The sequence below is a fragment of the Shewanella sp. genome (assembly GCF_048265805.1).
Taxonomy (GTDB): domain Bacteria; phylum Pseudomonadota; class Gammaproteobacteria; order Enterobacterales; family Shewanellaceae; genus Shewanella.
The window spans coordinates 58,811-82,062 of the sequence record NZ_JBLXAT010000014.1 but is presented as its reverse complement, the minus strand read 5'-3'; the positions used below and the strand labels follow the sequence as shown (position 1 = coordinate 82,062).

General features: G+C 49.8%; 14 protein-coding genes. 7 read left to right on the top strand and 7 right to left on the bottom strand.

All coding sequences use genetic code 11. The features are described from left to right. The first annotated feature begins 5 nt into the window (after positions 1 to 5). The 5 genes from ACN0TT_RS11505 (at position 6) to ACN0TT_RS11485 (ending at position 8,032) form a co-directional block, all read left to right on the top strand. Positions 6 to 3,431, top strand: coding sequence for a LamG-like jellyroll fold domain-containing protein (locus ACN0TT_RS11505; RefSeq protein ID WP_417762298.1), 3,426 nt, complete (start codon positions 6 to 8; stop codon positions 3,429 to 3,431). A gap of 257 nt (positions 3,432 to 3,688) precedes the next feature. Continuing rightward, positions 3,689 to 4,642 (top strand): glycoside hydrolase family 43 protein, encoded by a 954-nt coding sequence (locus ACN0TT_RS11500; protein WP_417762297.1) that lies wholly within the window; start codon positions 3,689 to 3,691, stop codon positions 4,640 to 4,642. Positions 4,643 to 4,659: 17 nt separating this feature from the next. Next, the gene (locus ACN0TT_RS11495; protein WP_417762296.1) at positions 4,660 to 6,201 is read left to right on the top strand and encodes an alpha-N-arabinofuranosidase; all 1,542 of its coding nucleotides are present in this window, start codon (positions 4,660 to 4,662) and stop codon (positions 6,199 to 6,201) included. A 576-nt stretch (positions 6,202 to 6,777) separates the two neighbouring features. Continuing rightward, a complete protein-coding gene (locus tag ACN0TT_RS11490) occupies positions 6,778 to 7,653 on the top strand; it encodes a hypothetical protein (protein ID WP_417762295.1) in 876 nt (291 codons plus the stop codon). Then, positions 7,646 to 8,032: a hypothetical protein gene (locus ACN0TT_RS11485; RefSeq protein WP_417762294.1), complete on the top strand. Its 387-nt coding sequence runs from the start codon at positions 7,646 to 7,648 to the stop codon at positions 8,030 to 8,032. Before ACN0TT_RS11490 ends, ACN0TT_RS11485 begins: the two co-directional genes overlap by 8 nt. A gap of 584 nt (positions 8,033 to 8,616) precedes the next feature. Here ACN0TT_RS11485 and ACN0TT_RS11480 read toward each other — a convergent pair. The 3 genes from ACN0TT_RS11480 to ACN0TT_RS11470 all read right to left on the bottom strand — a co-directional run bounded on the left by ACN0TT_RS11480 (position 8,617) and on the right by ACN0TT_RS11470 (position 12,828). Next, positions 8,617 to 10,521: a methyl-accepting chemotaxis protein gene (locus ACN0TT_RS11480; protein WP_417762293.1), complete on the bottom strand. Its 1,905-nt coding sequence runs from the start codon at positions 10,519 to 10,521 to the stop codon at positions 8,617 to 8,619. A 367-nt stretch (positions 10,522 to 10,888) separates the two neighbouring features. After that, positions 10,889 to 11,905 (bottom strand): AraC family transcriptional regulator ligand-binding domain-containing protein, encoded by a 1,017-nt coding sequence (locus ACN0TT_RS11475; protein WP_417762292.1) that lies wholly within the window; start codon positions 11,903 to 11,905, stop codon positions 10,889 to 10,891. Continuing rightward, positions 11,905 to 12,828: a GGDEF domain-containing protein gene (locus tag ACN0TT_RS11470; RefSeq protein ID WP_417762291.1), complete on the bottom strand. Its 924-nt coding sequence runs from the start codon at positions 12,826 to 12,828 to the stop codon at positions 11,905 to 11,907. The genes ACN0TT_RS11475 and ACN0TT_RS11470 overlap by 1 nt, the downstream gene beginning before the upstream one ends. A gap of 349 nt (positions 12,829 to 13,177) precedes the next feature. Here ACN0TT_RS11470 and ACN0TT_RS11465 point away from each other — a divergent pair, with 349 nt between their 5' ends. Next, entirely contained in the window at positions 13,178 to 15,961 is a 2,784-nt protein-coding gene (locus ACN0TT_RS11465) for a TonB-dependent receptor (RefSeq protein ID WP_417762290.1), read from the top strand. A 2-nt stretch (positions 15,962 to 15,963) separates the two neighbouring features. Beyond that, positions 15,964 to 17,868, top strand: a complete 1,905-nt coding sequence (locus ACN0TT_RS11460; protein ID WP_417762289.1) for a phytase — start codon at positions 15,964 to 15,966, stop codon at positions 17,866 to 17,868. A 137-nt stretch (positions 17,869 to 18,005) separates the two neighbouring features. Here ACN0TT_RS11460 and ACN0TT_RS11455 read toward each other — a convergent pair whose 3' ends face one another. From ACN0TT_RS11455 to ACN0TT_RS11440, 4 genes are read right to left on the bottom strand one after another with little or no spacing between them, the layout of a single operon-like run. Continuing rightward, positions 18,006 to 19,325, bottom strand: coding sequence for a sensor histidine kinase (locus tag ACN0TT_RS11455; RefSeq protein WP_417762288.1), 1,320 nt, complete (start codon positions 19,323 to 19,325; stop codon positions 18,006 to 18,008). Next, a complete protein-coding gene (locus ACN0TT_RS11450; RefSeq protein WP_417762287.1) occupies positions 19,322 to 20,653 on the bottom strand; it encodes a sigma-54-dependent transcriptional regulator in 1,332 nt (443 codons plus the stop codon). The genes ACN0TT_RS11455 and ACN0TT_RS11450 overlap by 4 nt, the downstream gene beginning before the upstream one ends. Positions 20,654 to 20,676: 23 nt before the next feature. After that, complete coding sequence (locus ACN0TT_RS11445) at positions 20,677 to 21,882, bottom strand: ABC transporter permease (RefSeq protein WP_417762286.1); 1,206 nt, start codon at positions 21,880 to 21,882, stop codon at positions 20,677 to 20,679. A gap of 12 nt (positions 21,883 to 21,894) precedes the next feature. Then, the gene (locus ACN0TT_RS11440) at positions 21,895 to 23,250 is read right to left on the bottom strand and encodes an ABC transporter permease (RefSeq protein ID WP_417762285.1); all 1,356 of its coding nucleotides are present in this window, start codon (positions 23,248 to 23,250) and stop codon (positions 21,895 to 21,897) included. Positions 23,251 to 23,252 lie beyond the last annotated feature (2 nt).

Genomic DNA, 23,252 nt, shown 5'->3' with positions numbered 1-23,252 from the left:
TTCTTATGGTATTTCAACGTTCACTTGTGTCGTTGGGGATAGTACTATCGCTAGCATCCTGTGGGGGGAATGACAGCGATCACGATACTAACGACACAGACCAATTTGCAATTCCGGAAGCCGTTACCGTCGCTGACCCGACCATCAGCGGAGAAGTAAATTATTCAAACGTTTCAGTACATGATCCATCTATCATTAAGGGAGATGATGGTAAGTACTATGTATTCGGTTCCCATATGGCTTATGCCAGCTCTGATGACCTAATGAGCTGGGAACAACTGAATCCATCAGTTCCAGACCCTCTGCCAGATGGAGAGACCGATGGAAATGCATATTCAGCAAAAATCACTCCGTTATTTAATACTTACGAATCGGAAGTTGCTGAAGGTATCGCATGGGTTAAAGGCTATGTAGGCTCTTGGGCGCCAGACGTCAAAAAACTGGCAGACGGTAAATACCATTTCTACTTCAGCCATTGCGCCGGGAATACTAACGGCCAAGATGATGCAGATGTTATCGGCCCAGACTGCTGGCGCAGATCATACTTAGGTGACGCCACAGCCGATACTCTCACCGGACCATATGTAACCGATGAAATCTTCTTAAAATCTGGCCAAGTCACCGGAGAAGAAGACCAACTGCCAGATGGTGCAACAGCACCATATGATGGTGCAACTAACCCGAACGCGATCGATCCGGCGGTCTTTAATGACGCAGATGGCAATTTATGGATGACTTACGGTTCATATTCCGGCGGTATTTTTATACTGCAGTTAGATCCTGATACTGGAAAACCATTGCCAGGCCAAGGTTTTGGTACTCACGTAGCGGGTGGCGCTTATGGCCCTATCGAAGGCTCTTACGTTATCTACAGCCCCGAAACCCAGTACTATTACATGTTTATGTCATTCGCTGGCTTTAATAATGGCGATGGCTACAACATGCGGGTGGCACGCGCAACTTCACCTAATGGCCCTTATCTTGATGCCGCAGGTCAAGATATGGTTAATGCGGCCTCTACCAATTTAGATATCCTAGGCAACTACGGCACTAAGTTACTTGGCAGTATCTTTTTTGATAAGCAAGTTGGCGACGCCGGTAGTGATCACGGTTACATGTCTCCAGGGCATAACTCTGCATACTATGATGCGGAAACAGGTAAATACTATCTGGTATTCCATACCCGTTTCCCTGGACGTGGCGAAGGCCATGAAGTTCGCGTCCACGAAATGTTTATGAATAAAGATGGCTGGTTGGTTGCTTCACCAACTCGTTATGCACCAATAACAGGTGAAAATATCGTTGATGAAGCCGATGTAGTTGGTGCCTATCAATTTATTGATCAGCGCCACGACAATAATACCGAAGCTCACGTATCCACCTACATCCGTTTAAAACGTACCTGGACCAACCAAGGTGACATTCTTGGTGAACATACTGGCCGTTATGAAATGGATGATGCCAATCACATCACGCTTAATTTCGATGATATTGGCAGCTATGAGGGGGTATTGGCATGGCAATATAATGACAATATTGGCAAGTTAGTGCCTACGTTCTCGGCTATTGCAACTGACGGCTCATCCGTATTAGCAATGCAATTACCTGTTTCAGATGTTGCCGAAACCTTAACCAACATTTCTAACGCGCTCATATTACCAACCAATACCAGCACGAATCTGGATTTGGTCGAAATGGGTTCGCAGGATGCCACAATAGCTTGGAGTTCCAGCGATCCATCTGTGATCAAAAACAATGGCAATGTAATCCGTCCAGCAGGTGGTTCTGAGGACGCCACGGTTACCCTAACAGCGACGATCACGCTAGATGGACAAACAGTAACCAAAGAGTTTGTCGTCACAGTACCCGCTCGTTTTGAATACAACCTAGTGGCAAATTACAGCTTCGAAAATGGACTTAGCGACAGCCTGGGACATAAAGCTGATGGCATTTATGTCGGTCCAGGATTGGTAGAGGCCGATGGGGCAGCAACATTTGCTACCGGTCAAGAAGGTCAATCTCTGGCACTTGACGGTACTTATGGTATCAAACTGCCCGATGGCTTAATCGACAGCAATGAATACACTGTATCATTGTGGTTTAGAGCAAACGCCTTAACCACTCATACTCCAGTATTCTTCGGCGCAGCAACTGACAGCTCTTGGGCAAGTCTCGTACCACAAGCGTGGGACAATAACATCATGGTTTGGAGCAATAATAATGGCGCTTGGTATGATGGCCGTACTATGGTTCCTGCTGCGGCTGGCCAATGGACGCATCTGGCGTACTCCGTTAACCATGGTGGTATTCGCATCTATGTGAATGGTGAAGAACGCTTCAATGGTGGCAATTTCCCAGACCTGTATACCAATGTAACTGGAACCTTCGCCATCGGTGCCAACCTATTCGCCGATGCACCATTTAATGGTGATATAGATGAAGTGAAGATCTACGATGCGGCATTGAGCGCTGAAGATGTGAAAGCGTTGGATATCGACCATCTAGATTCAGCTGCGTTGCTACAATCAGCAGTTAACCAACTCAGCCTTGGTGACACCAGCGCCATAGTGGAAGATATGAACCTTACTGCTTCTGGTCCATATGCCTCAGGCGTCACATGGGTTTCATCTAATCCAAGCCTAGTCAGCAACGATGGGGTTGTTACTCGCCCAACGATGACTCAAGGTGATCAACAAGTCACATTAACGGCAACTATCACCCTTGATGGGCAAACTGCCACTAAAGACTTTGTTGTGACCGTACGTTCTATGGGGGCTCCGACGCCAATCGCTGAGTTTAACTTTGACAACAGTGACCTATCGGATGCTCAAAGCAACTTCTCTAGTGGTACCGTTGCCCAACGAACAGGTAGCAGCATAGTGGCTAGCGACAGTCCTGTGAGCTATTCAGAGGGTGTGGTAGGTAATGCCTTGGTGTTGAGTGATGGCTTAGGGGTACAACTGCCAAATAATATGATTGATGATGATACTTACAGTATCTCCCTATGGATCAATCCATCTGCGTTAACCAGCTATACACCAGCACTATTTGGCTATAGCGATGCTAACAACTGGATAAGTATGATCCCTAGAGGCCATGATGGTGTTAGCAACAACACTATGGTGTGGTCAGCAATTAATGGTAACGGTTACTATGACACCAATACCCAATTCCGTATGCCAGTTAATGAATGGTCACACATGGTGATGATAAACAACAGTGGACACATCACCATCTACATCAATGGTGAATTAACCTTCACTGGTGATAACTTCCCCGATGTATTGTCTATCGGCGGTAGCACCCATTTTACTTTAGGCCTTAACTTCTGGGATGTGCCATTTAATGGCATGATCGACGAGGTTGAGTTCTTCGATACAGAGATTAGTGGTGATGATGTGCCGCTGCTCTATCAAGCAGGGATTAACTAAACTTTAGTCGTAAGCAAAAAGCCATGCCAAAGTGCATGGCTTTTTTTCTTTTTAAAGCAACAATCTAGCGAGCTGTGTAAGGGATCACATATCCCTACAGTCATCAGTTATACTGGGACGTCAATCGTTGACTTTTGTCTGTATTTCCCAATAATTGTATTACAATAATATTTAGCAATAACCATTTGCACAGCAGCCATGCGGGGGATGTACAGACATAGCTGCCAGCAACTCACCTATAAGATGAAGGAATGATAATGCGCAAAACATTACCTTTTTTAATTGCTTCGGCGCTGCTTGCCAGCTCTGCTGCACACGCAAAGAATCCACTGTTTGAAGATGTCTTTACCGCTGACCCCGCAGCGATGGTCGATGGTGATACCGTCTACCTTTATACCGGCCACGATGAAGCACCTAACAATAATGTATTTTTTGAAATGCATGACTGGCTAGCATTTTCTTCCAAGGATATGAAAAACTGGACCAAACATGGTCCGATCCTTAAAGCCGTAGATTTCAAATGGGCGACAGGCCAAGCTTGGGCAGCGCACATGATTAAACGTAATAACAAGTATTACTTCTTCGTTACTGTGCGCCATAACGATGAGCATCCTGGCTTTGCTATTGGAGTCGCAGTGGCTGATTCACCACTGGGTCCATTCAAAGATGCCATCGGCCACGCACTGGTGACCGACGACATGACCAAGCAAACGCCTAATGATTGGGACGATATCGACCCGGCAGTATTTATCGACGATGACGGCCAAGCCTACATGTTCTTCGGCAACTTGGTACCTAAGTACGTTAAGTTGAAAGACAACATGATCGAGCTCGATGGCGACATCAAAGTGGTTGACCTGCCTAACTACACTGAAGCCTCTTGGGTGCATAAACACCGTGACTACTACTATTACTCTTATGCATGTGAATTCCCTGAAAAAATTTGCTACGCCATGAGTAAAAACGTCAATGGCCCTTGGGAATACAAAGGTATTTTGAATGAAATCGCTGGCAACAGCGAAACCAACCACCAGTCAATTATCGACTTTAAAGGCCAAGGCTATTTCATCTACCACACCGGCGCTGTACCGCCACAAGATGGGAAAGAAAGTGGTGGCCGCTTCCGTCGCTCCGTAGCCGTAGATAAATTGCACTACAACGACGATGGCACCATCAAACGGATCATCATGACCACCGAAGGCATTCAATAAGCATAAGGATGACAAGGATGAAGATTCTCCAGCCCAAAGTGCTCGCATTTGCCGTTGCAGCATTATTACCGCTCAGTGTACAAGCTCATCAAGCTAGCATTACTTTTGATGCTAGCCAGCAAGGCCCGGTAATCAATCGTGATATCTATGGCCAATTTGCCGAACATTTAGGTCGGGGGATCTACGAAGGCCTATGGGTCGGCAAGGATTCAAAAATCCCTAACACCAAAGGCTTTCGTAACGACGTCCTTGCGGCATTAAAAGAGATTAAAGTACCGTTAGTCCGCTGGCCCGGCGGCTGCTTTGCTGATGAATACCATTGGCGCGAAGGCGTCGGCCCGCAAGACAAACGTCCAATCAAAGTGAATACCCACTGGGGCGGCGTTGAAGAAACCAACGCCGTGGGTACTCACGAGTTTTTCGACCTAGTAGAACTGCTAGGAGCTGAAGCCTATATCAATGGCAATTTAGGCACAGGTACACCGCAAGAGATGGCGGAATGGTTGGAATACATGACCTCTGACAAAAACTCTACCTTAGCCAACGAACGCCGCGCCAATGGCCGTGATAAACCGTATGAAATTGCCTACTTTGGTGTCGGCAACGAAGCTTGGGGCTGCGGTGGCAACATGCGTCCAGAGTATTACTCTGACCTATATCGCCACTATGCCACCTTCTTAAAAACACCACCGGGCAAAATGCCAAAACTGGTCGCCAGTGGCGGTGATACCTCAGATACCAGCTGGACAGATGTGCTGAGTAGCCATATTCCATTGCGTATGCTCGATGGCATCAGCTACCACTTCTATACCCTGCCGAAAAATGACTGGAAAGATAAAGGTGATGCGCTCAACTTCTCGCAAGATGAGTGGTTCACCACCATGGAACGTACCTACCGCATGGAAAAATACGTCAGTGACAACGTCGCCAAACTGGACAAAAACGATCCAGACGGCAAGTTGGGCTTCTACGTCGATGAATGGGGTACTTGGTACAACCCAGAGCCAGACCGCGAACCGGGCTTCCTCTATCAACAAAACTCCATGCGTGACGCGGTAGTGGCAGCGGTTAACTTCAACATTTTCCACAAACACGCAGATCGCGTACGGATGACCAGCATTGCGCAAATGGTTAACGTGTTGCAGGCAATGATCCTCACCGATAACGAAAAAATGGTGCTCACTCCCACCTACTACGTCTATGACATGTACAAGGTGTTCCAAGATGCCACCAGCATTCCGTTTACCATTAAAACGGATAAATATAGTTTTGAGGGGGACAACGTCCCAGCCGTCACCGCATCCGTAGCCAAAAGCACTGATGGCAAGCTCTATGTTGCCTTAGTGAATTTAGATCCAACGGAAAGTGCCACCATCAATCTTCATGTTAACGGTGTCAAAGCCAGCAAAGCCGTCGGCCAGATCCTGACCGCGGATAAAATGGATGCTCACAATAGCTTTGATAATCCGCAGCAGGTTAAACCTGCAAGTTTCAGTTCTTCCCTGAATAAGCTTTCACTGCCAGCTAAGTCAGTGGTCGTGGCCGAGCTTATTCCCTAAAACTTAGTGTCCGCATTGCCGAAAGGGTCGGGGAATCATTGATTCCCCATTTTTTTGGCCAAATTTTGGTGTGTTACTAAATTTGGCGGGTTTTGTTTTAGGGGGGCTTGAAGCGGCAATCATTTCACGAGGCTGATTTATCGCTGGTTTGCTGCAGTGTTAGCTAATCGCCTGCAGCGGGGACGTGCATGGATGCACTAATGTGGCGAAGGACAGGACGTCCGAAAGCCACCTTATGCACATGCAGTTCAGTGACACGCTACAAGCTCATCCCTGAGCGCTCGACCTCGGCTTCCCTGCCTCGGACGGTCACTGACCCGCATGTGCTGAGAATTCACGGAGTACACCTGTCAATTTTGGGGAACCTTTAGCTATTAAAAGCCTAATCACTTTTGCCCCAAAACGAGTTGAAGCCGCGTACTCTGCTGATGAAACTAAGCCGAATTGTAGTGGTCAACTACTTCACTCACTCCTGTTACTGCTTTTGATGAACTAGCGTTAATCTGCAACGACAAACTACTTGTGTCATTGTGAGTTACGCGTAAAAATCTAACAGACTGAATAGTGGAGAATTATATGTCTGTTGGCTACTCAATCCGAATCGACTTCGACAAAACAGAGGAAAGGCCAGAGCGAGTCTTTCACGCAATGGCTGTATACATCGAGGGGTTCAACGAGCTTCAAGAAGCTTTTATTAAAGGCTACGGCAAAGACATAGAGTTTATTCCTTCATTAAACAGTACTCGCGAAGGCTCTTGTATCGCGGATATTGGAGCAAAGCTTAAAGACAAAATTCGTAATGCAAAGCTGAATAACATCTTTGACGGCATCTATAATGGCGTAAGAAAAGAAATCGCCACGGCTAATAAGATTGATTCAGAAAGTGATGTACGAACGTTCGTGGATAACGTCTACACAATAGCATCTGCAAATGAATCATCTTTTGAGCAATTCACTTGTGAGGCTGATGCTCACTTGATAGATGTAGCAAACGCATTGAACAAAATCTACAAAGCCAAGGGTATGCTTTCACCATCCGATTTGGTTCAATTCGGTCGTGAACTAGACTTTGATGACATCAATAAAGATTTTTCTTGCCCTCGAACGGGAGATCAAATTTTTGAAGACACTGTTCAGCCTTTTCCGTCTAAAGAGGTGTTCATTGTTCGTCGTCCGTCTTATGTTGAGAATCTGCAATGGGACTTTGAGTGCAATACACGCAAACCTAAGAATTTCAGTGCGAAAATGTCAGACGCGGAATGGTTCAAAAAATGGTCGAATCATGAAGAACAAATATGGCCTGGTGATGCTTTGCATGTTCAAGTAAGAACGAAGCGAAGAACGAATAAGTTCAAGGAAAAAGTATCATATGAAACCGAGATTTTAAAAGTGATTCGAGTTGTTCCGCAAAGCGAGATAGAGCAATTCACACTGGACTTAGAAAATGACTAGAAGTTATGACACAGCGAAGAAAGAAGCGATATTCATAGCACTACCGCTTCTGGTGCTGTTCTTGATAAAGATGCTTAACAATGAGCTGATGTCATTCTTAAAGCTGTCTGACTTCTCTCTAGCGACTTCTATCATGTACGGGCAGTTACTAGCTAAGACACTTGATGTTCCTGATAAAAACAAGAAAAGAGATAGGTTCAGCACTTATCAGGTATACATTTTTGTTGTGTCTATTTTGTCTATGACAATGTATATCGGATTCCAGTTGATACCTGATATTAACTTCAATTTTTACATAGCTCAGGTAGTTACTTTCTTAGTTGGGATTATGTTTTATATCCCGTTATCAACACTCATGAGTGACTTGTCGAAAGATTAACTGACATTCCCTTATGTTGCTGCAAAGCTTTTGTTTGCTATCTCAGATTCTTATGAGCATGATGAGAAACGGTATGATGCTAGCGCAAGGTTGAGATTAGGTTGGTAATATAAGTTATATGCACTTTTGTAATTAGGTTACTTTCTCTCATCTGAATGAAGTAAGTTAGCTCTATTGCTCTAACTTGCTTTTATCCAAACGCTTGTTCTAACTTCACACTATCAAGCAACACCGATTCCCCTTCGGCGCTGCGTAGGTGCGTTGGGCAGCCATTGAGCAATCGAGATATGGATATTGAGAAGCGATGGTGAGCGAGGGACCGCGAATCAGAGCGATTTGCGAAAATGACAAACCAGAAGCGCCGTAGCGTTTTGCACCGTGGGGCGTCGTCGGGTTTCCAAAGGGCGAGGGACGAGCATCGCCCTTTGGCTCTGGTGTGGAGCGAGTAGCTCCACGACTTTGGCAACCGCAGGTTGCAAGGGCTGCAAGCCATAAATGCCAAGCGGCGAGCTTATCAACTCCACCAAAACCCCACAAAAAAGGGCCATCAAGGCCCTTTTCAACATTCCACAGGAACAGTAAAACTACAGCGAGAAACGGCGTATCAAGCCATTCAACTGATTCCCCAAACCGGCGAGGTTTTCAGATGAATGCGCAATATCATCAGAAGCAGAAGCTGATTGCTCAGCAATATCACGCACTCGCACGACACTTTGATTGATCTCTTCTGCCACGGCGGATTGCTGCTCGGCGGCAGCGGCAATCTGGTGGTTCATGTCCTGAATAGTCGATACCGCTTTAGTGATCTCTTTCAGCATATTACCCGCATCGCGCGACATGCTGACGGCATCAGTACACTGTTGCATACTTTGTTGCATCATGGTCATCGACAACTGGCTGCCGCTTTGCAGGTTACTGATTAGCTTTTCAATCTCAACCGCTGAGCTTTGCGTGCGGCTGGCGAGATTTCGCACTTCATCGGCGACCACGGCAAAGCCGCGCCCAGCTTCACCAGCGCGGGCGGCTTCAATGGCGGCATTGAGCGCCAGTAAGTTGGTTTGCTCCGATACTGCTTTAATGACATCCAGCACCGCATCAATCTGCTCGGTATCGCCGCGCAATTTGTTCATTGCCACTGAGGTTTTATCTAGGCCGTCGGCCAGCGCTTCAATCTGCTGAATCGCTTTGCTCACCATGCTGTCACCTTGGCTAGTTTTCTCATCGGCCTCTTTGGCAGCGTAAGAGGCTTGCTCTGCGTTATCGGCCACCTCTTGTACGGAGGCGGTCATCTCGTTAACGGCAGTGGCGACTTGATCGGTTTGGCTGCGTTGTTCTTGCATTCCGACACTGTTTTGCTCGGTGGTGGCAGAAAGTTGGCTCGCCGCTCCATTGACGTGGTTGATAGAGTTTTCAATCTGTCCCAGCACGCCTTTTAGCGTGAGATTCATCTCGCCGATAGCACGCAGTAATTCGCCGAGTTCATCTTGGCGCGATGACGCGATATTTATCGATAAGTCGCCTTTGGCAATTGCTTGAGCCGCTTTAACTGTGTCTTGCAGCGGCACGGTGATCTTGCGGCCGATAAACAACGCCGCCCATATGCCCACTAAACAGGCAAACACTATGATGCTGATCATCAGATTTTGCATCATCGTTTTGTTGTGTTCCCCTTGTTGCTGTAGGTGCTCAACCAATGCACGAATATGCGACAGCAACTGTTGCGCGACCTGCCCCATATGCTCAGAGACCTTGTGGATGTCGCTATTAAGCACCACCAGCGCATCCAACTCTTGATCGTAACGATCCAATACTGCCAATGCACTACCGACCTCAAAACCGTTAAGTTTATTCACTTGTTGCCGTAAGCCATTGATGGCGGCTTTCGCGGTATGCAAGTTGGTTTCAGAGCCATCATAAACGTAACCACGAATGTGATAGCGCAGCATGGTCATCTGCTGGCTGATCTGCATCGATAATTGCATTAGCTGATGATCTTGCTGCTGTTGTGCCTGTATATTTACTTGCTCAACTAAGGTGGCATAGGTGCTAACCAAGCGCTTGCCAATTTGTGGCCCGTTAGCCATCAGTGTCGCCTTGCGCTCCATCTGCTGTTTAAATGCAACAATAGCTTGTTCGTAGCTATCTAACGCGGCGACGGCCGCATCCACTTGCTGACGGTCAGCTTCATTGGTAAAGAACTGACGTTGCTGTTTGAGCCCAGATTTGGCTTGTTCAGCAATCGCGGTGATTTGTTCATAGAGCGAATTATCACCACGGGCCATGGCATCCATTCGCACCACTTTGGCTTCCAGCAGGCTTTGATCAATACCAGAAATAGTATTCAGCCTTTCGATGTTGTTAGTAATGATGGCATTGGTTTGATAGCCCACAAAGGCAACCAGCAGCATCAAACACAAAATGACGCCGAAACCAGAATGCAACTTGTAAGTCACCGATATATTGTCAAACTTGCTCGCTAGCCAATTCATCACAGCTTCCCCTTTCGAACAGATGTTGTGGCAATGGCGGGCGACTATAGCAGCTATCTTTCAGGAAAATTTTGAGTTAGTTAACCAATCTCTAAAAAAACATCATACATATGATCAAAATGAGAACTAACAAGAAAAATCTAACGGTAACATACCGATTTTATTGAAAAATAAAGGATGAACACCATCACGTAATAAAGGTGATATTGATCGAGAATCGTCACCGTTCTAGCCGCTGCAGTTCACAACCCGCCACCGATTCGTGGCCGTCTTCGCAGCGCCAGCAAAATACGTGATATAGCGCGGCAGCGACTAAGATGCGCCAGCAAAATACGTGATATAGCGCGGCAGCGACTAAGATGCGCCGCTAACGGAATTGACTGGGGAGCATGCCGGTCCAGCGTTTGAAGGCGCGGCGAAAGTTGTGCATATCGTTGATGTTAACGCACTCAGCGAGTTGACGATTGCTGTAGCCGTAAATATCGAGCCGTTGCAGCACTTCGTGGCAACGTACATCATCTTGCAGTTGTTGAAAGCTGACACCGTCCTGTTTCAGACGCCGTTTCAAGGTAGCAGGACTCAACCCCACAAAGGCAGCGCCCTGCTCTAACGTGACGCCGAGCTGGAGTTGCCGACGGCACAAGCGACGCAACTGCGATTGCAAGCTCTCGTGTACTGACGTACCGCGTATCTGCTGTCGTGCGAGTCGCATAAACTGCTGGCAACGCCACGATGACGCGGTCGCAAACGGGGTAAATAGCGCTTCAGCTTTAAGATGTATCGCGCAGCAAGGCGCTGCAAAACGTAACTGTTCACCTAGGGCGCTGCTCAAATGCGCACGCCATTGCGGCGCAGGCCAAGGCAAATCTACCTGCATCAATAGATGTTTCCCCAGTTGCTCCTGTAACCAAGTACGCAACGCCGCCAATATCGCACTGTAGATAAAGCGCTGCTGCTCGCCCAATGCCAGCGTACTTTGCAGCACGAGCACTAAACGTTCACCGTGCTGGCGTGGCCGCAGTTGCACCACTGTGGGAAACCATGGCGCAAGTTGACTAAGATGGCGCAATGCCTGTGCTAAGTTGGCCGAATTGGCCCATACCTCACTCAATAGCGGCAGATGATTGAGTGCCTGCTGCTGCCCATACAGCAAAGCCATCGCTTCTGGCTCGGGGTGCATGCGGCAAAAACGCGCAATAAGCTGTAGCCATTGCCGGCAGGATAGCCGTTTATCGGCCTGCGATAAGTCTTCATAAAATAGCCGAGAACCACGCAATAACTTGTCGACATCTAGCTGTTGCTGCTCTGCCAAATCGACTAAACCACGCGCTAGCGCGATAGGCAGCACTGCATCATCCATGACAAAGCCCGCCGTCAACGCCATTACGCCACTCCCTGCCCGTTGGCATAGCGGCAACGCTTTTGCCAATCTAACCGCATGGTCAAGCGAGTGATAAGCTCATCTGCCGTTTCATGGACATTCAAATTAATGGTCACGGCGGTGACCGACAAGGGCTGTGGTTGCAACATCTGGCTGTGCTGGTGTAAGCCATCAACCACCGCGGTAGCAATCTCTGCTGAGGTTTCTGGCAGTAGCATCACAAAGCGGTCGCTAGTGAAACGGCAGGCCAAATCTTGCGCGCGCAACCTGAGTTCGATAGCGCCCGCCAGCGAACGTAAGCAGTTATCTGCCAGCGCCATGCCCCAACGGCGATTATGCTGAGCGAAACCATCAATATCGACCATCGCTACCGCTAACGGTTTTGACGTCAGTCGATGCAGCTCAATCTCCCGTTGCAGTTGCAACATAAAGTAGCGGGCGTTGTAGAGCTGAGTGACGGGATCAATCAGTTGATGTTCGCGCTGGAAATGTTCGCGCTGTGCCAGTTGGCGATTTATCGACTGCTGCTCTGCCAGCCATTGTACTAAACCGATGGAGATCATCACCATGCCGATGGGCACTGGCAGCGATTCGAGCCAAGCAAATAGACGCATATCGGGCGGATATTTAATGAATTCATCGATCAGATCCAACACCGTGGTTAGCCAATAAAGACTGGTGCCGATTATCAACCAGTTAGTCACTCGGCCACGTGGTCGGCTAATCATCAACAACCACAGCCAAAATAGCGCCATTAGGCTAGCGGCCGACTCACCGAGCACATCGAACATATCGACCTGCTGCCAAGTTTTGGGCATGCCGGAGGAGCAAGCGGCCACGCTCAGCAGCAGCGCGACTAGCAAGGTTAATGCGAGCTTACCTTGGTGTAGCACTGGCCATGTAAGCAGCGCCGTTTTTTGGGGCAATAAGCTGTTCATTTCCGCGAGCATAGCGAGCGTTTATGAAGCGCTGATGACAACCCACAGAATGCCGCGCACCCCATGAGCTGTTTTGACCCCGAGTCAAACTAGCTCAGCTAACACCAACATCGCGATCAACAAACTGTGCGGAGTTACGCCTGCGCCGACATTTCCTCGATGACACGGCCATTTTAGCGGCACATGCTAAGGGTCAAATTGGCTCAAACCGCGCTATTTTCTCCTAAATGACCGCCGCAAATGCACACTCAGTGACCGACTGACATGTTACTGACACATTTCCTTTTTAGCTTGTTGCGGCGTTAACCCTGCATATCAGAATTTTCGGAGAGAAAAAATGACCCGCACCTCTGTTGGCCGCCGCCCACTACGTAGCCGCAAAACGCCGCTGGCGATGGCTTGTGCCATTGTCTTATCCACTGTTGCTGCAAACAGTATTGCTGCTGATATCAGCGGCACTGTAACCGACCAGCAAGGCAAACCGATTCAAGGTGTTAGCATTAGTTTGCAAGGCCAGAGTCGGCCACAGCTCACCGATGCGGCGGGCCACTACCAGTTTCGCGATCTCGCCGCGGGTCAATATCAATTACAGGCGGGCACTGGCAGCCACCAGCAGAGTAAACCACTCAAGCTTGATGCAACGCAAACAGCGACTATCGACTTCAGTTTACATGCCACCGATATCGAGCATGTGGCGGTGATTGGCCAAGGTGGCGCCTTGAGTGCCTCGCTCAATGCTCAACGTAATGCCGATAACTTTATTACCGTATCTTCAGCCGATGCTATCGGCGAGTTTCCCGATTCCAATGCCGCCGAGTCATTACAGCGCATGGCGGGGTTATCAATTGAACGCGACCAAGGTGAAGGCCGCTTTGTTCGAGTACGCGGTTTATCGCCAGATTTAAACGCAGTGACCTATAACGGCGCGCAACTGCCGGCACCGGAAGCGGGTAGCCGCGCGGTCGCGTTAGATGTCATCCCGTCCGATCTGCTGCAATCACTCACAGTGACGAAAACGCTTACGCCAGATATGGACGCCGACTCATTAGGTGGCGCAGTCGATATTAAAAGCCTGTCAGCCTTCGATAAGGATGGTCGGTTTACTAAGCTGACCGCCGAAGGCAGCTTTGACACCCACCAGTCTGAATATGGCAACAAGCTGGCCGCTACCTATAGTGATCGCTTTGCCATCGGCGGGCTAGATGACGACTTTGGCATGGCCTTAGCCGCCAGTAATGCCGTACGTAAATTCGGTTCAGATAACGTCGAAACTGGTGGTGATTGGCAACTGAGTGACCAAGGGCCATTGCTAGAAAAAGTGCAGATGCGCGATTATCAAATCGAGCGCGAACGCTTAGGGCTGGCGGCTAACTTTGATTGGCGCCCCAACGACAGCAACCAAGTTTATCTGCGTACCCTCTACAGCCGCTTTAGCGATCAAGAAAGCCGTAACGCGATTGTCAGCAAATTCGGCGACGGTTTAGCCCTCGGTGATGACCAGCAAAGTGGCAAAGTCAGCCGAGAGCTGAAATCACGCGAAGAGGTGCAAACCATTAAGTCGATTGTGATGGGCAGCAAATCCGACATTGATGACTGGCAACTGAGTAGCCAATTTGGCTGGAGTGAAGCAGAAGAAACTAATCCCAACGGTATTGCTGGCGCCGCCTTCGAGCAAAAATTTAGTGAGGGCTTAAGTTATCAATCCACCCGCCAGCCAGTGATCAGCGGGCCAGACGCTTTTTACGATGCCAGCGGCTACGAGTTAGACGAGATTGAAGTGGTTAACTCCGATGCCAAAGACCGTAGCTACAATGGCCGTCTCGATCTGAGCCGTAATCTCTATTTGGACGATGTGGTGCTGCAGCTTAAAAGTGGTATCAAAATCAATCGCCGTAAAAAATCGAATGAAGAAACCCACTGGTTATATCAAGACTTAGACGAACAAGGCGTGAGTGGTACGGCGCTTACGCTCACCGATTATGCCGGTAAAGCGGTGGACTATGAGTTTGGTGATTTTGGACCACGCATTGAAGAGCAAAGCATCCACCAACTGCTGAACTCCCTCAACCGCGACGACAATATTGACCCGCTAGAATCCACCTTGAACGACTACGTCATCCACGAAGATGTGAATGCCGCCTACCTGATGGCCACCTCCGATTGGGGCAAGCTACGCATGGTGGCGGGCGTTCGCTATGAAGACACCTCACTGCGCGGTGACGGTTGGCAATATGATGAACCCAATGATCAGTACAGCGACCGTCAAGTCGGTAATGATTATGATAACTGGCTACCATCAGTGCAGTTTCGTTATGGTGTCAGCAGCAACTTCATCTTGCGCGCCGCTTGGACTAATTCGCTAGTACGGCCGACCTTTGAGCAAGTCTCACCGGGCTATCTGCTGGAAGGCAGTTCCGACGCGCCAGAAGCCAGCTTTGGTAACCCAGCACTGCAACCGCTGGAGTCAGCAAACTATGATCTGTCCGCCGAATACTACATGGGTGAATCTGGCGTGTTATCAGCGGGGTTGTTCTACAAATCGATCGACAACTTCATATATGAAGCCGATTTAGCGGGCCGCAGTGGCTATGAAAACTATGATGAGGCCACCACCTTTATCAACGGTGATAGCTCTAAGCTGTATGGCGCTGAATTTAACTTTGCCCAAAAATTAGATAGTCTGCCAGCGCCGTGGAATGGCCTGCTATTCAGTGCTAACTTAACCCTCACCCATTCAGCAGCGAGCATTAGCTGGCTGGATGATGGCGAGTTACAAAGCCGCGACATTCGCTTTCCCAGCCAGTCAAATACCACTGGCAATATCGCGCTGGGGTATGAAAACGAGTACCTGAGCTTACGGTTCTCCGCCGCCTATAAATCCAATTACCTGACGGAAATTGGCGCGTTAGATGATGCCGACTACGACATCTACCAGCAGGAACATCTGCAGTTCGATTTTATCGCCAAAGGCTTTATCAGTAAGGATGTGATGGTCTATTTCAAAGCGCTCAATATCAACGACGAACCTTACTACACCTACTCAGGTAGCCCCGCTCGTAACGCGCAATACGAAGATTACGGCCCAACTTATCAAATTGGTATTAACATCAGCGGATTTTAATCATGAAGAATTTTGCCTTATCTCAACTGGTCACTGCCTTTCCGTTACTGTTGTTGGCGGGCTGCCAACAACCTAGCAGTGCGCTGATCCAACCCACGCTATTGAGTCATCCAACCGCTTCAGCCAGTTGGCAAAGTGGTGACGCCAGCACCTTAGTCAGCGTCAGCGAGCAACAAGGTATGCGGTTGCGTAATCGTAACGGTGACAGCCAACTCAGCGGCGAGTTTGACCAACTCAGCGTTAAAGACTTTGGCCAACAGTGGGTCGCCGCCACCTTAGATGAACGCGCCAATAGCATTACCATTGCCAGCTTCAGCGCCGAGACACCGTTAACCCAGCAACTGCAATGGCGCCTCGATAAGCTGCAACCAGACAGCCTATGTTTGTTCCGTGATGCGCAAAATCACACGCTGTCACTGTTTGTGCAAGATGGAGCCAGCCATGCCCAACAGTGGTTACTGGCGCAAGATCAACAATGGCTGAAGACGCCGCTGCTGATGCGCGATATCAATCAACCGCAAAAAGTGGCCGCCTGCGCCGTAGATGATAACCACGGCTGGCTCTACAGCTTGGAAGAAGGCATAGGTATTTGGCGCACACCAGCGCGGTTAGAAACCACCGCCGAACGCACCCCGATTGCACAGCTGCAACCTTGGGGAACGTTATCGGCGGAACCTAAAAGTCTGACCACCGATGAGCAAGGCAACCTGTTCGCCGTGGATGAAGCAGGTAAACAACTGATGTATTGGAGCGTGACGGCTTTGCAACAAGCCAGCCGTCAGCAAAAAACGCCCCATATCACCCTGCGGATGCCAGCCAGTGACACTGAAACCTTAAGTGCCAGTATCAGCCAACCGGGGCAGAGCCGCATTATCATCAACCGTGACGATGGTAGCGCTGTAAGCGTTGCATTGGCCTCAGCCACCAGCCCAGTAGAGGCGGTGTTGCCTATGGTCAGCGCCGATGCCGAAACACCGCCTGCCGACCGCACTGGCGATGTGATGGACGACCCAGCCATTTGGGTTAACCGCGTCAATCCGCAACAATCGCGCATTCTCGGCACCCACAAAAAAGATGGTTTGTATGTGTATGACTTGGATGCCAACCAAGTCGCGCGCTTTGGTGATGGCAAGCTCAATAACGTCGACGTACGTGATGGTTTTATATTTAACGGCGAACGTATCGGCCTCGCCGCCGCCAGCAAACGCGAAGATGACTCGCTAATGTTTTATGGCATTCACGCGAATGGTGATGTGTTCCGTATCGGCAAGCAACCATCCGATCTCGCTCCGATCTACGGTCTGTGTATGGGCAACATCGACGGTAAGTTTTATGTGTTTGCCAACGACAAAACTGGCCGTATCGACCAGTACTTAGTGACCGAACAGCAAGGGCAAATACGCGCTGAACGCGTGCGCCGCTTAAACGTGGCGAGCCAGCCGGAGGGTTGTGCGGTGGATGATCAGCGCGGCCGCCTGTTTGTGGGCGAGGAAGATGTCGCAGTGTGGGCGGCCGATGCTCACCAAGACGCTAGCAGCAAACTCACTAAAGTGGCTGACGTCGGCTCGACCTTGGTTGCCGATATTGAAGGGATGGAGATCACGAGTGGTGAGCAACCACTGCTGGTGGTGTCGAGCCAAGGCAATGACAGCTACGCGGTATTTGATGGTATTCCGCCGTATGCCTATCGCGGCAGTTTCCGCATCGGCTTGAATGCGAAAACGGGCATTGATGGCGCCTCAGAAACCGATGGGTTAGATGTGGTCAGCACACCGGTTGGCAGCCAATATCCGCACGGTTTATTAGTGGTGCAAGATGGTCGCAACCGATTGCCTGATGCACCGCAAAACTTTAAGTATGTGGATTGGAACACCGTACTAAAAACGCTTGATCTATCAAGCAAGTAAACGCCAGCACGTTCATCCGCTGGCAATAAAGCAAAAACGGCCACCCAGTGACACTGTGTGGCCGTTTTTAATGGGAGCAGTCATCAGCGCTAATGCAGCGGCCATTGCTGTAGCGTGTGTGACAGTAGCGCATCTGGCTATTGTGATGGTAACAGCGGCAGCCAAAAACTCACTTCTAAGCCGCCCTTATCGCGATTGCGAATCGCCAACTGTCCGCCGTGGTTTTCAATAATTTCTCGGCACAAGGCCAACCCCAACCCCGTCCCTTCGGTTTTGGTGGAATAGAACGGCAACAAGGCATTGCGTAAGGTTTCATCACTCATGCCTGTGCCACGGTCACACACAGTGACCCACTGCCGATGTGGCGTGTGGCGGATTTCTAGCGTGATCGCTTGTTCATCTGTGCCCGCTTCGCTAGCGTTTTTAAACAGATTCACCAACACCTGCGCCAGTTGCTTAGTGTCGCCATACGCCGCTTGCTGTGGCAATTCTCCCAGCAAGGTAAACGGCCGAATGCCACGCAATGTTTCCAGCAATTCCTGCCAGTAAAACACTTTGCACTGCGGCTGCGGCAGCCGCGCAAAATCCGCATATTGCTGTAAAAAGCTGTTGAGGTGAGCACTGCGCTCGGCAATGGTGATGAAGATCTTTTTCAACATGACGGGATCGGCAGATTGCTGCAGCAGCTTTTGGCCGGAATGCGCCATAGAGCTGATCGGTGCCAGTGAGTTATTCAACTCATGGCTGATCACGCGGATCACCTTTTTCCATGTTTGAATTTCGGCTTGGGTCAGTTCCTGCGTCAGCGGCTTAAATTGGTACAACTGCACCGCCATGCCATTCATGCGCATATTGGCGTAGCTTAAATGCCAAATCTGCGGTTCATCACCCCGTAACAGCGAGAACACGCCATCACGTGGCTGAGTAATGATGGGCCCTAAATCTTCATTGGCAGCGGCCACTTGCCCCAATGTTTTCTGTTCTAAGCGGCTGCCCTGCCCCAACAACTGGCGCGCGGCAATATTGGCAAACAACACTTGCCCGAGTTCATCTGCCAGTAGAATCGCCAACGAGGTATTTTGCAGTACCGTGTCGAGCAACAGCTCGCGTTGGAAGATGTCCGTGCGCTGTTTGCGCATACTGTCAGATGCTTGATTAAAGCGCTGCGCTAACTGATTGAGTTCATCGGCACCGCTAACACTCAATGACACCGAGAAATCGTTATCCTGAAAATTGAGCAAGCCAGTATTTAACGCTTGCAGCCCGTGATTGATCCGCCGCGTCACGCTGCGTCCAACAATCAAGCCGACACCACCGCCAACCAATGCTACAGCTAGTAACATTAGCGATAATGGCCACTGCCAATAGCTTGCCAGCGCCACCGCGCCAGCCGCAGCCCCCAGCGCGATAATCAACACGGCGGTCAACTTGCCTTCAACGCTAAGCCTTAGATTCACGAATGCTCAATCCCATATTTATCCATGCGCCGATACAGCGCTTGGCGCGACAAGCCCAATTGCCTTGCCGCTTCCGCCACCGAACTGGTATTGGCTAACGTGGTTTTGATCTGTTCCGCATCAGGCTCATACGCCGGGCGCGGCACCGCATGTTGTACGCTCGGCAGCCCCAAATCGGCGACACCAATCGTTGGGCTAGCGGCTAACAATGAGGCTCTGGTGAGGATGTTTTGTAACTCGCGCACATTGCCCGGCCAGTCGTAATTCTCTAGCGCGCGCAGCGCATCCAAACTCAGTTCACGCCCAGTGAGAAAATGGCGCGCGAGCGGTAAAATATCTTCACGGCGTTGGTTGAGTGGCGGCAGATTTAGCTCAATCACATTGAGGCGATAATAGAGATCTTCGCGAAAGTTCCCGTCACGAATGGCTTGCGGCAGATCGGTATTAGTGGCGGAAATCAGCCGCACTCGACAGTGACGTGTTTGCGAAGAGCCGAGCCGCTCAAATTCACCAGTTTGCAGCACCCGCAGTAACTTCATCTGCCCAGCAAGCGACAAGTTACCCATTTCATCCAAAAACAGCGTGCCACCGTCGGCCGCTTCAAAACGGCCAATACGGGTTTTGTTAAGGCCAGTGTAAGCACCAGCCTCAGCGCCAAATAGCTCGGCTTCCATCAAATCGGCAGGCAGCGCCCCCGCATTCACGCGAATAAATGGCCCCGCTTTGACCGCGGAGTTTTGCTGCACCAGCTCGGCAATTTTTTCTTTACCCGCACCATTGGGGCCTGTGATCAAAATCGGCACGTCTGCCCGTGCCACTTGCAACGCGGTTTCCACCAGCCGCTGCATTTGCTCCGACTGATAGATCAAACCACTGACATCATACTTAGCCGCAATCTGTTGCCGCCGCTTGGCTAAATCACTTTGTTGCTGCCGTTGCTGTCCAGACAGCTCCGCCAGTTCCAGTAAGTTGTTCACCGTCGCCAGCAGTTTGGCGTCATCCCAGGGCTTGCCGAGATAGTCGGCGGCACCGGCTTTCACTAGCTCCACCGCCATTTCTAACTCAGCCCACGCGGTTAGCAGAATCACAGGTAAGTCAGGAAACTGTTGGCGAATGGCCAAAAACAGCTGTTTGCCTTCACTGCCGTCAGTTTGATCGCGGCTAAAGTTCATGTCTTGGATCACCAAGGCGATATCGCCTTGGGCTAACCGTTTTATGCCAGCGGTAGGTGTGGCGACAACATCGGCATTAAAGCCGTTGACCGTTAATAGCAGCGACAGTGCATCACACACTGCGCTGTTGTCATCAATGATTAAAATGGTGTCCATACGGCCCTTTTATTTACCTGCAGTTATACACTGCGGGTCGCTAGTGCGGGGGAAACTAAACTGCTGCGCCATGCAGGAATCATCGCGGCCGCAACACCTAACAGTAACACGGCTACTGTGGTCGCGAAAATGTAGGATACCGGCAAGGCCTTCATCTGATAATGCTGCACCATCAACTGGTTAACGGCAAGTGATAGTACAACACCAAAGCCGCCACCCACGGCGGTGATCAGCACATTTTCGGTCAAGAAGTAGCGAATGATATCGCCACGGGTTGCCCCTAGTGCTCGACGTACGCCAATCTGGCGTCGGCGTTGATTGCCCCACAATAACGTTAGCCCCACAATACCAAGGCTAGTGACACACACCACTAACGCCATGGTTGCCACCAACATTTTCACGGTAGATTTGGCGCGACGATAAGTGGCATCTTTCACCTGAGTTAACGGCTTCACATTGCGAATAATGCGGTTAGGATCGATGTTCCTCAGTAAATCAGGCACTTTTAACATCAAGTTTGATAGTTCACCCGGTTTACAGCGAATGATGTACGTTGGAGGATAGGCAGAGATAAAACGTGGCATAAACGCCACGCCGGCAACGTAATCCTGCGCCACATAACTCACCATGGCAGGTTCAACCACACCAATAACTGTGGTATCCGCTAATTGTTTGCCCAACGGGTCAACACCTGCGCCATAGAGTTTGTCGGCCAGACTGCGTGTGACCACGATTCCCGCCATGGATGGTCCGTCATTGCTTAACGCAGAACCTGTCATAATTTCAGCGGGGTCAAAGAAACGCCCTGCTATTAGTTTTAGCCCTAACGCATTAAGGATATGGCTATCGCTTGAGACCAAGTCCGCCATGGCGGACACTGGCTTGTCGGGGTCTTCCTCGTTATTCAGATCGCTGGAACTGCCAGAGTTGGATAAGGGTGACGTCAATGAAAAACTCGCATCCACCACGCCCGGCAGTTGGCGGATCTCGTTCATATCACGCACCACATCCTGATAGTTATACTCAGCATCAGATAAAGCGGCGACCGACAATACAAAGATATTTTGCTCATCCAGCCCGGTGGGGCGAGCAACATACGCTTGGCGCTCATGCACCACGAAAGCCGCGTTAGAAATGATGCCTAACGTTAACGCCGCCTGCACGATGATTAACAAAGCACCGGTTTTGCTGCGCCACAAGGTGCGCAGAATTGGACCAAATTCAAACATAATGTTGTTCTCCTACCGCGACTTCAGTGATTGGGCCAGTGAGATCTGGCTAATACGCCAAGCGGGATAACAGCCAGCTAAGAGGCTAGCAATAATCGCTATCAGCACCGTTAACAAGATAGTGAAACCATCGCTATAGACCACTTTGGCTTCATCGGCACTTACCAGCATGCGCACGAAGCCGAGCCCTAACTGGCTGAACGCGATGCCCAAAATGCCGCCGACTAAACCAATGAGGCCACTCTCAATCAGATTTTGGCTAAAGATGGCACTGCGAGTCGCGCCAAGCGCGCGGCGGACTCCGGCTTCGGAAGATTGCCGCAGCAACTTCGCCAACAACAGCGCCACCGAATTGATGATACAGACCAACAGAAACGCTAATGCCATCCAGGTCATCACGCGGGTATCGTTGCTAACCACGTTGTTCAGTGCTAACCATTCGGACGGCGTTGATAACGCATAGTCAAAATCACGCTCAAAAAAGCCGTTTTTGTGTTGTTCCTCAAAATAATGTTGTAGAAAATTCACCAAGGTTGCTTTGCTTTGCTCGTCGGGCAACTCCACCCAGATCTGCAACCAGAAGTAGCGGTCTTGCAGAATGCGTTCATAGCGTTGTTCAGGAGTCTGCGCTGCTGTTGCCGCGCTAGCATTACTGTCTTTACTGGAGGAGTAGCGCATATTGCCATAAGGCAACATCTGCAATGCACGATGTAAGCCAAAGGGCAGATAAACATGGGCATTACCCGCGTATGACCCTTGAGTCAGATCTTGCACTGACGGGTTAGGGGTGAAATCCTCAACCACCCCCACCACTTGATAAGGGCGACCATTGAGTTGTACGTCACGCCCGACCGAGTTTTCACCGTTGAACAAGCGATCATTCATGGTACGGTCGATCACCACTTGAAAGCGCGCATCATCATCGGCTGACTTGTCCCACACTTTGCCGTAGATAAATGGCACGCCAAACAGGGCAAAGAAGTCCCGCGAGCTAACACGGATCACCTCTTTGGTGGCTTTAACGCTGTTATCTGCCAGCGACACGGCCGCCGCCCAACGATGCATCGCCACCACATGCGGCGCAGCATTCGACGCTAACAGCGCCCTTGCCGTGCGATATGTCAGCAGATCGGGTAAGCCATTTTTCAGCAAGTTATTATCGTCTTGATTTTTGGTCCCGTTAGCTAATTGCAGCGCATAAATACGGTCATTTTGCTCCGCCAGCCCATTGGCAGACATCACATGTTGCAGTGTCACCATGGTCATCGACACCGCCACGCCGACGGCTAAGGTGACAATCATTAGGCTGGAGATAATCGGCGTACGTTTAACGGATAACCACGCCAGTTGCATATAGTAAGTCAACATAT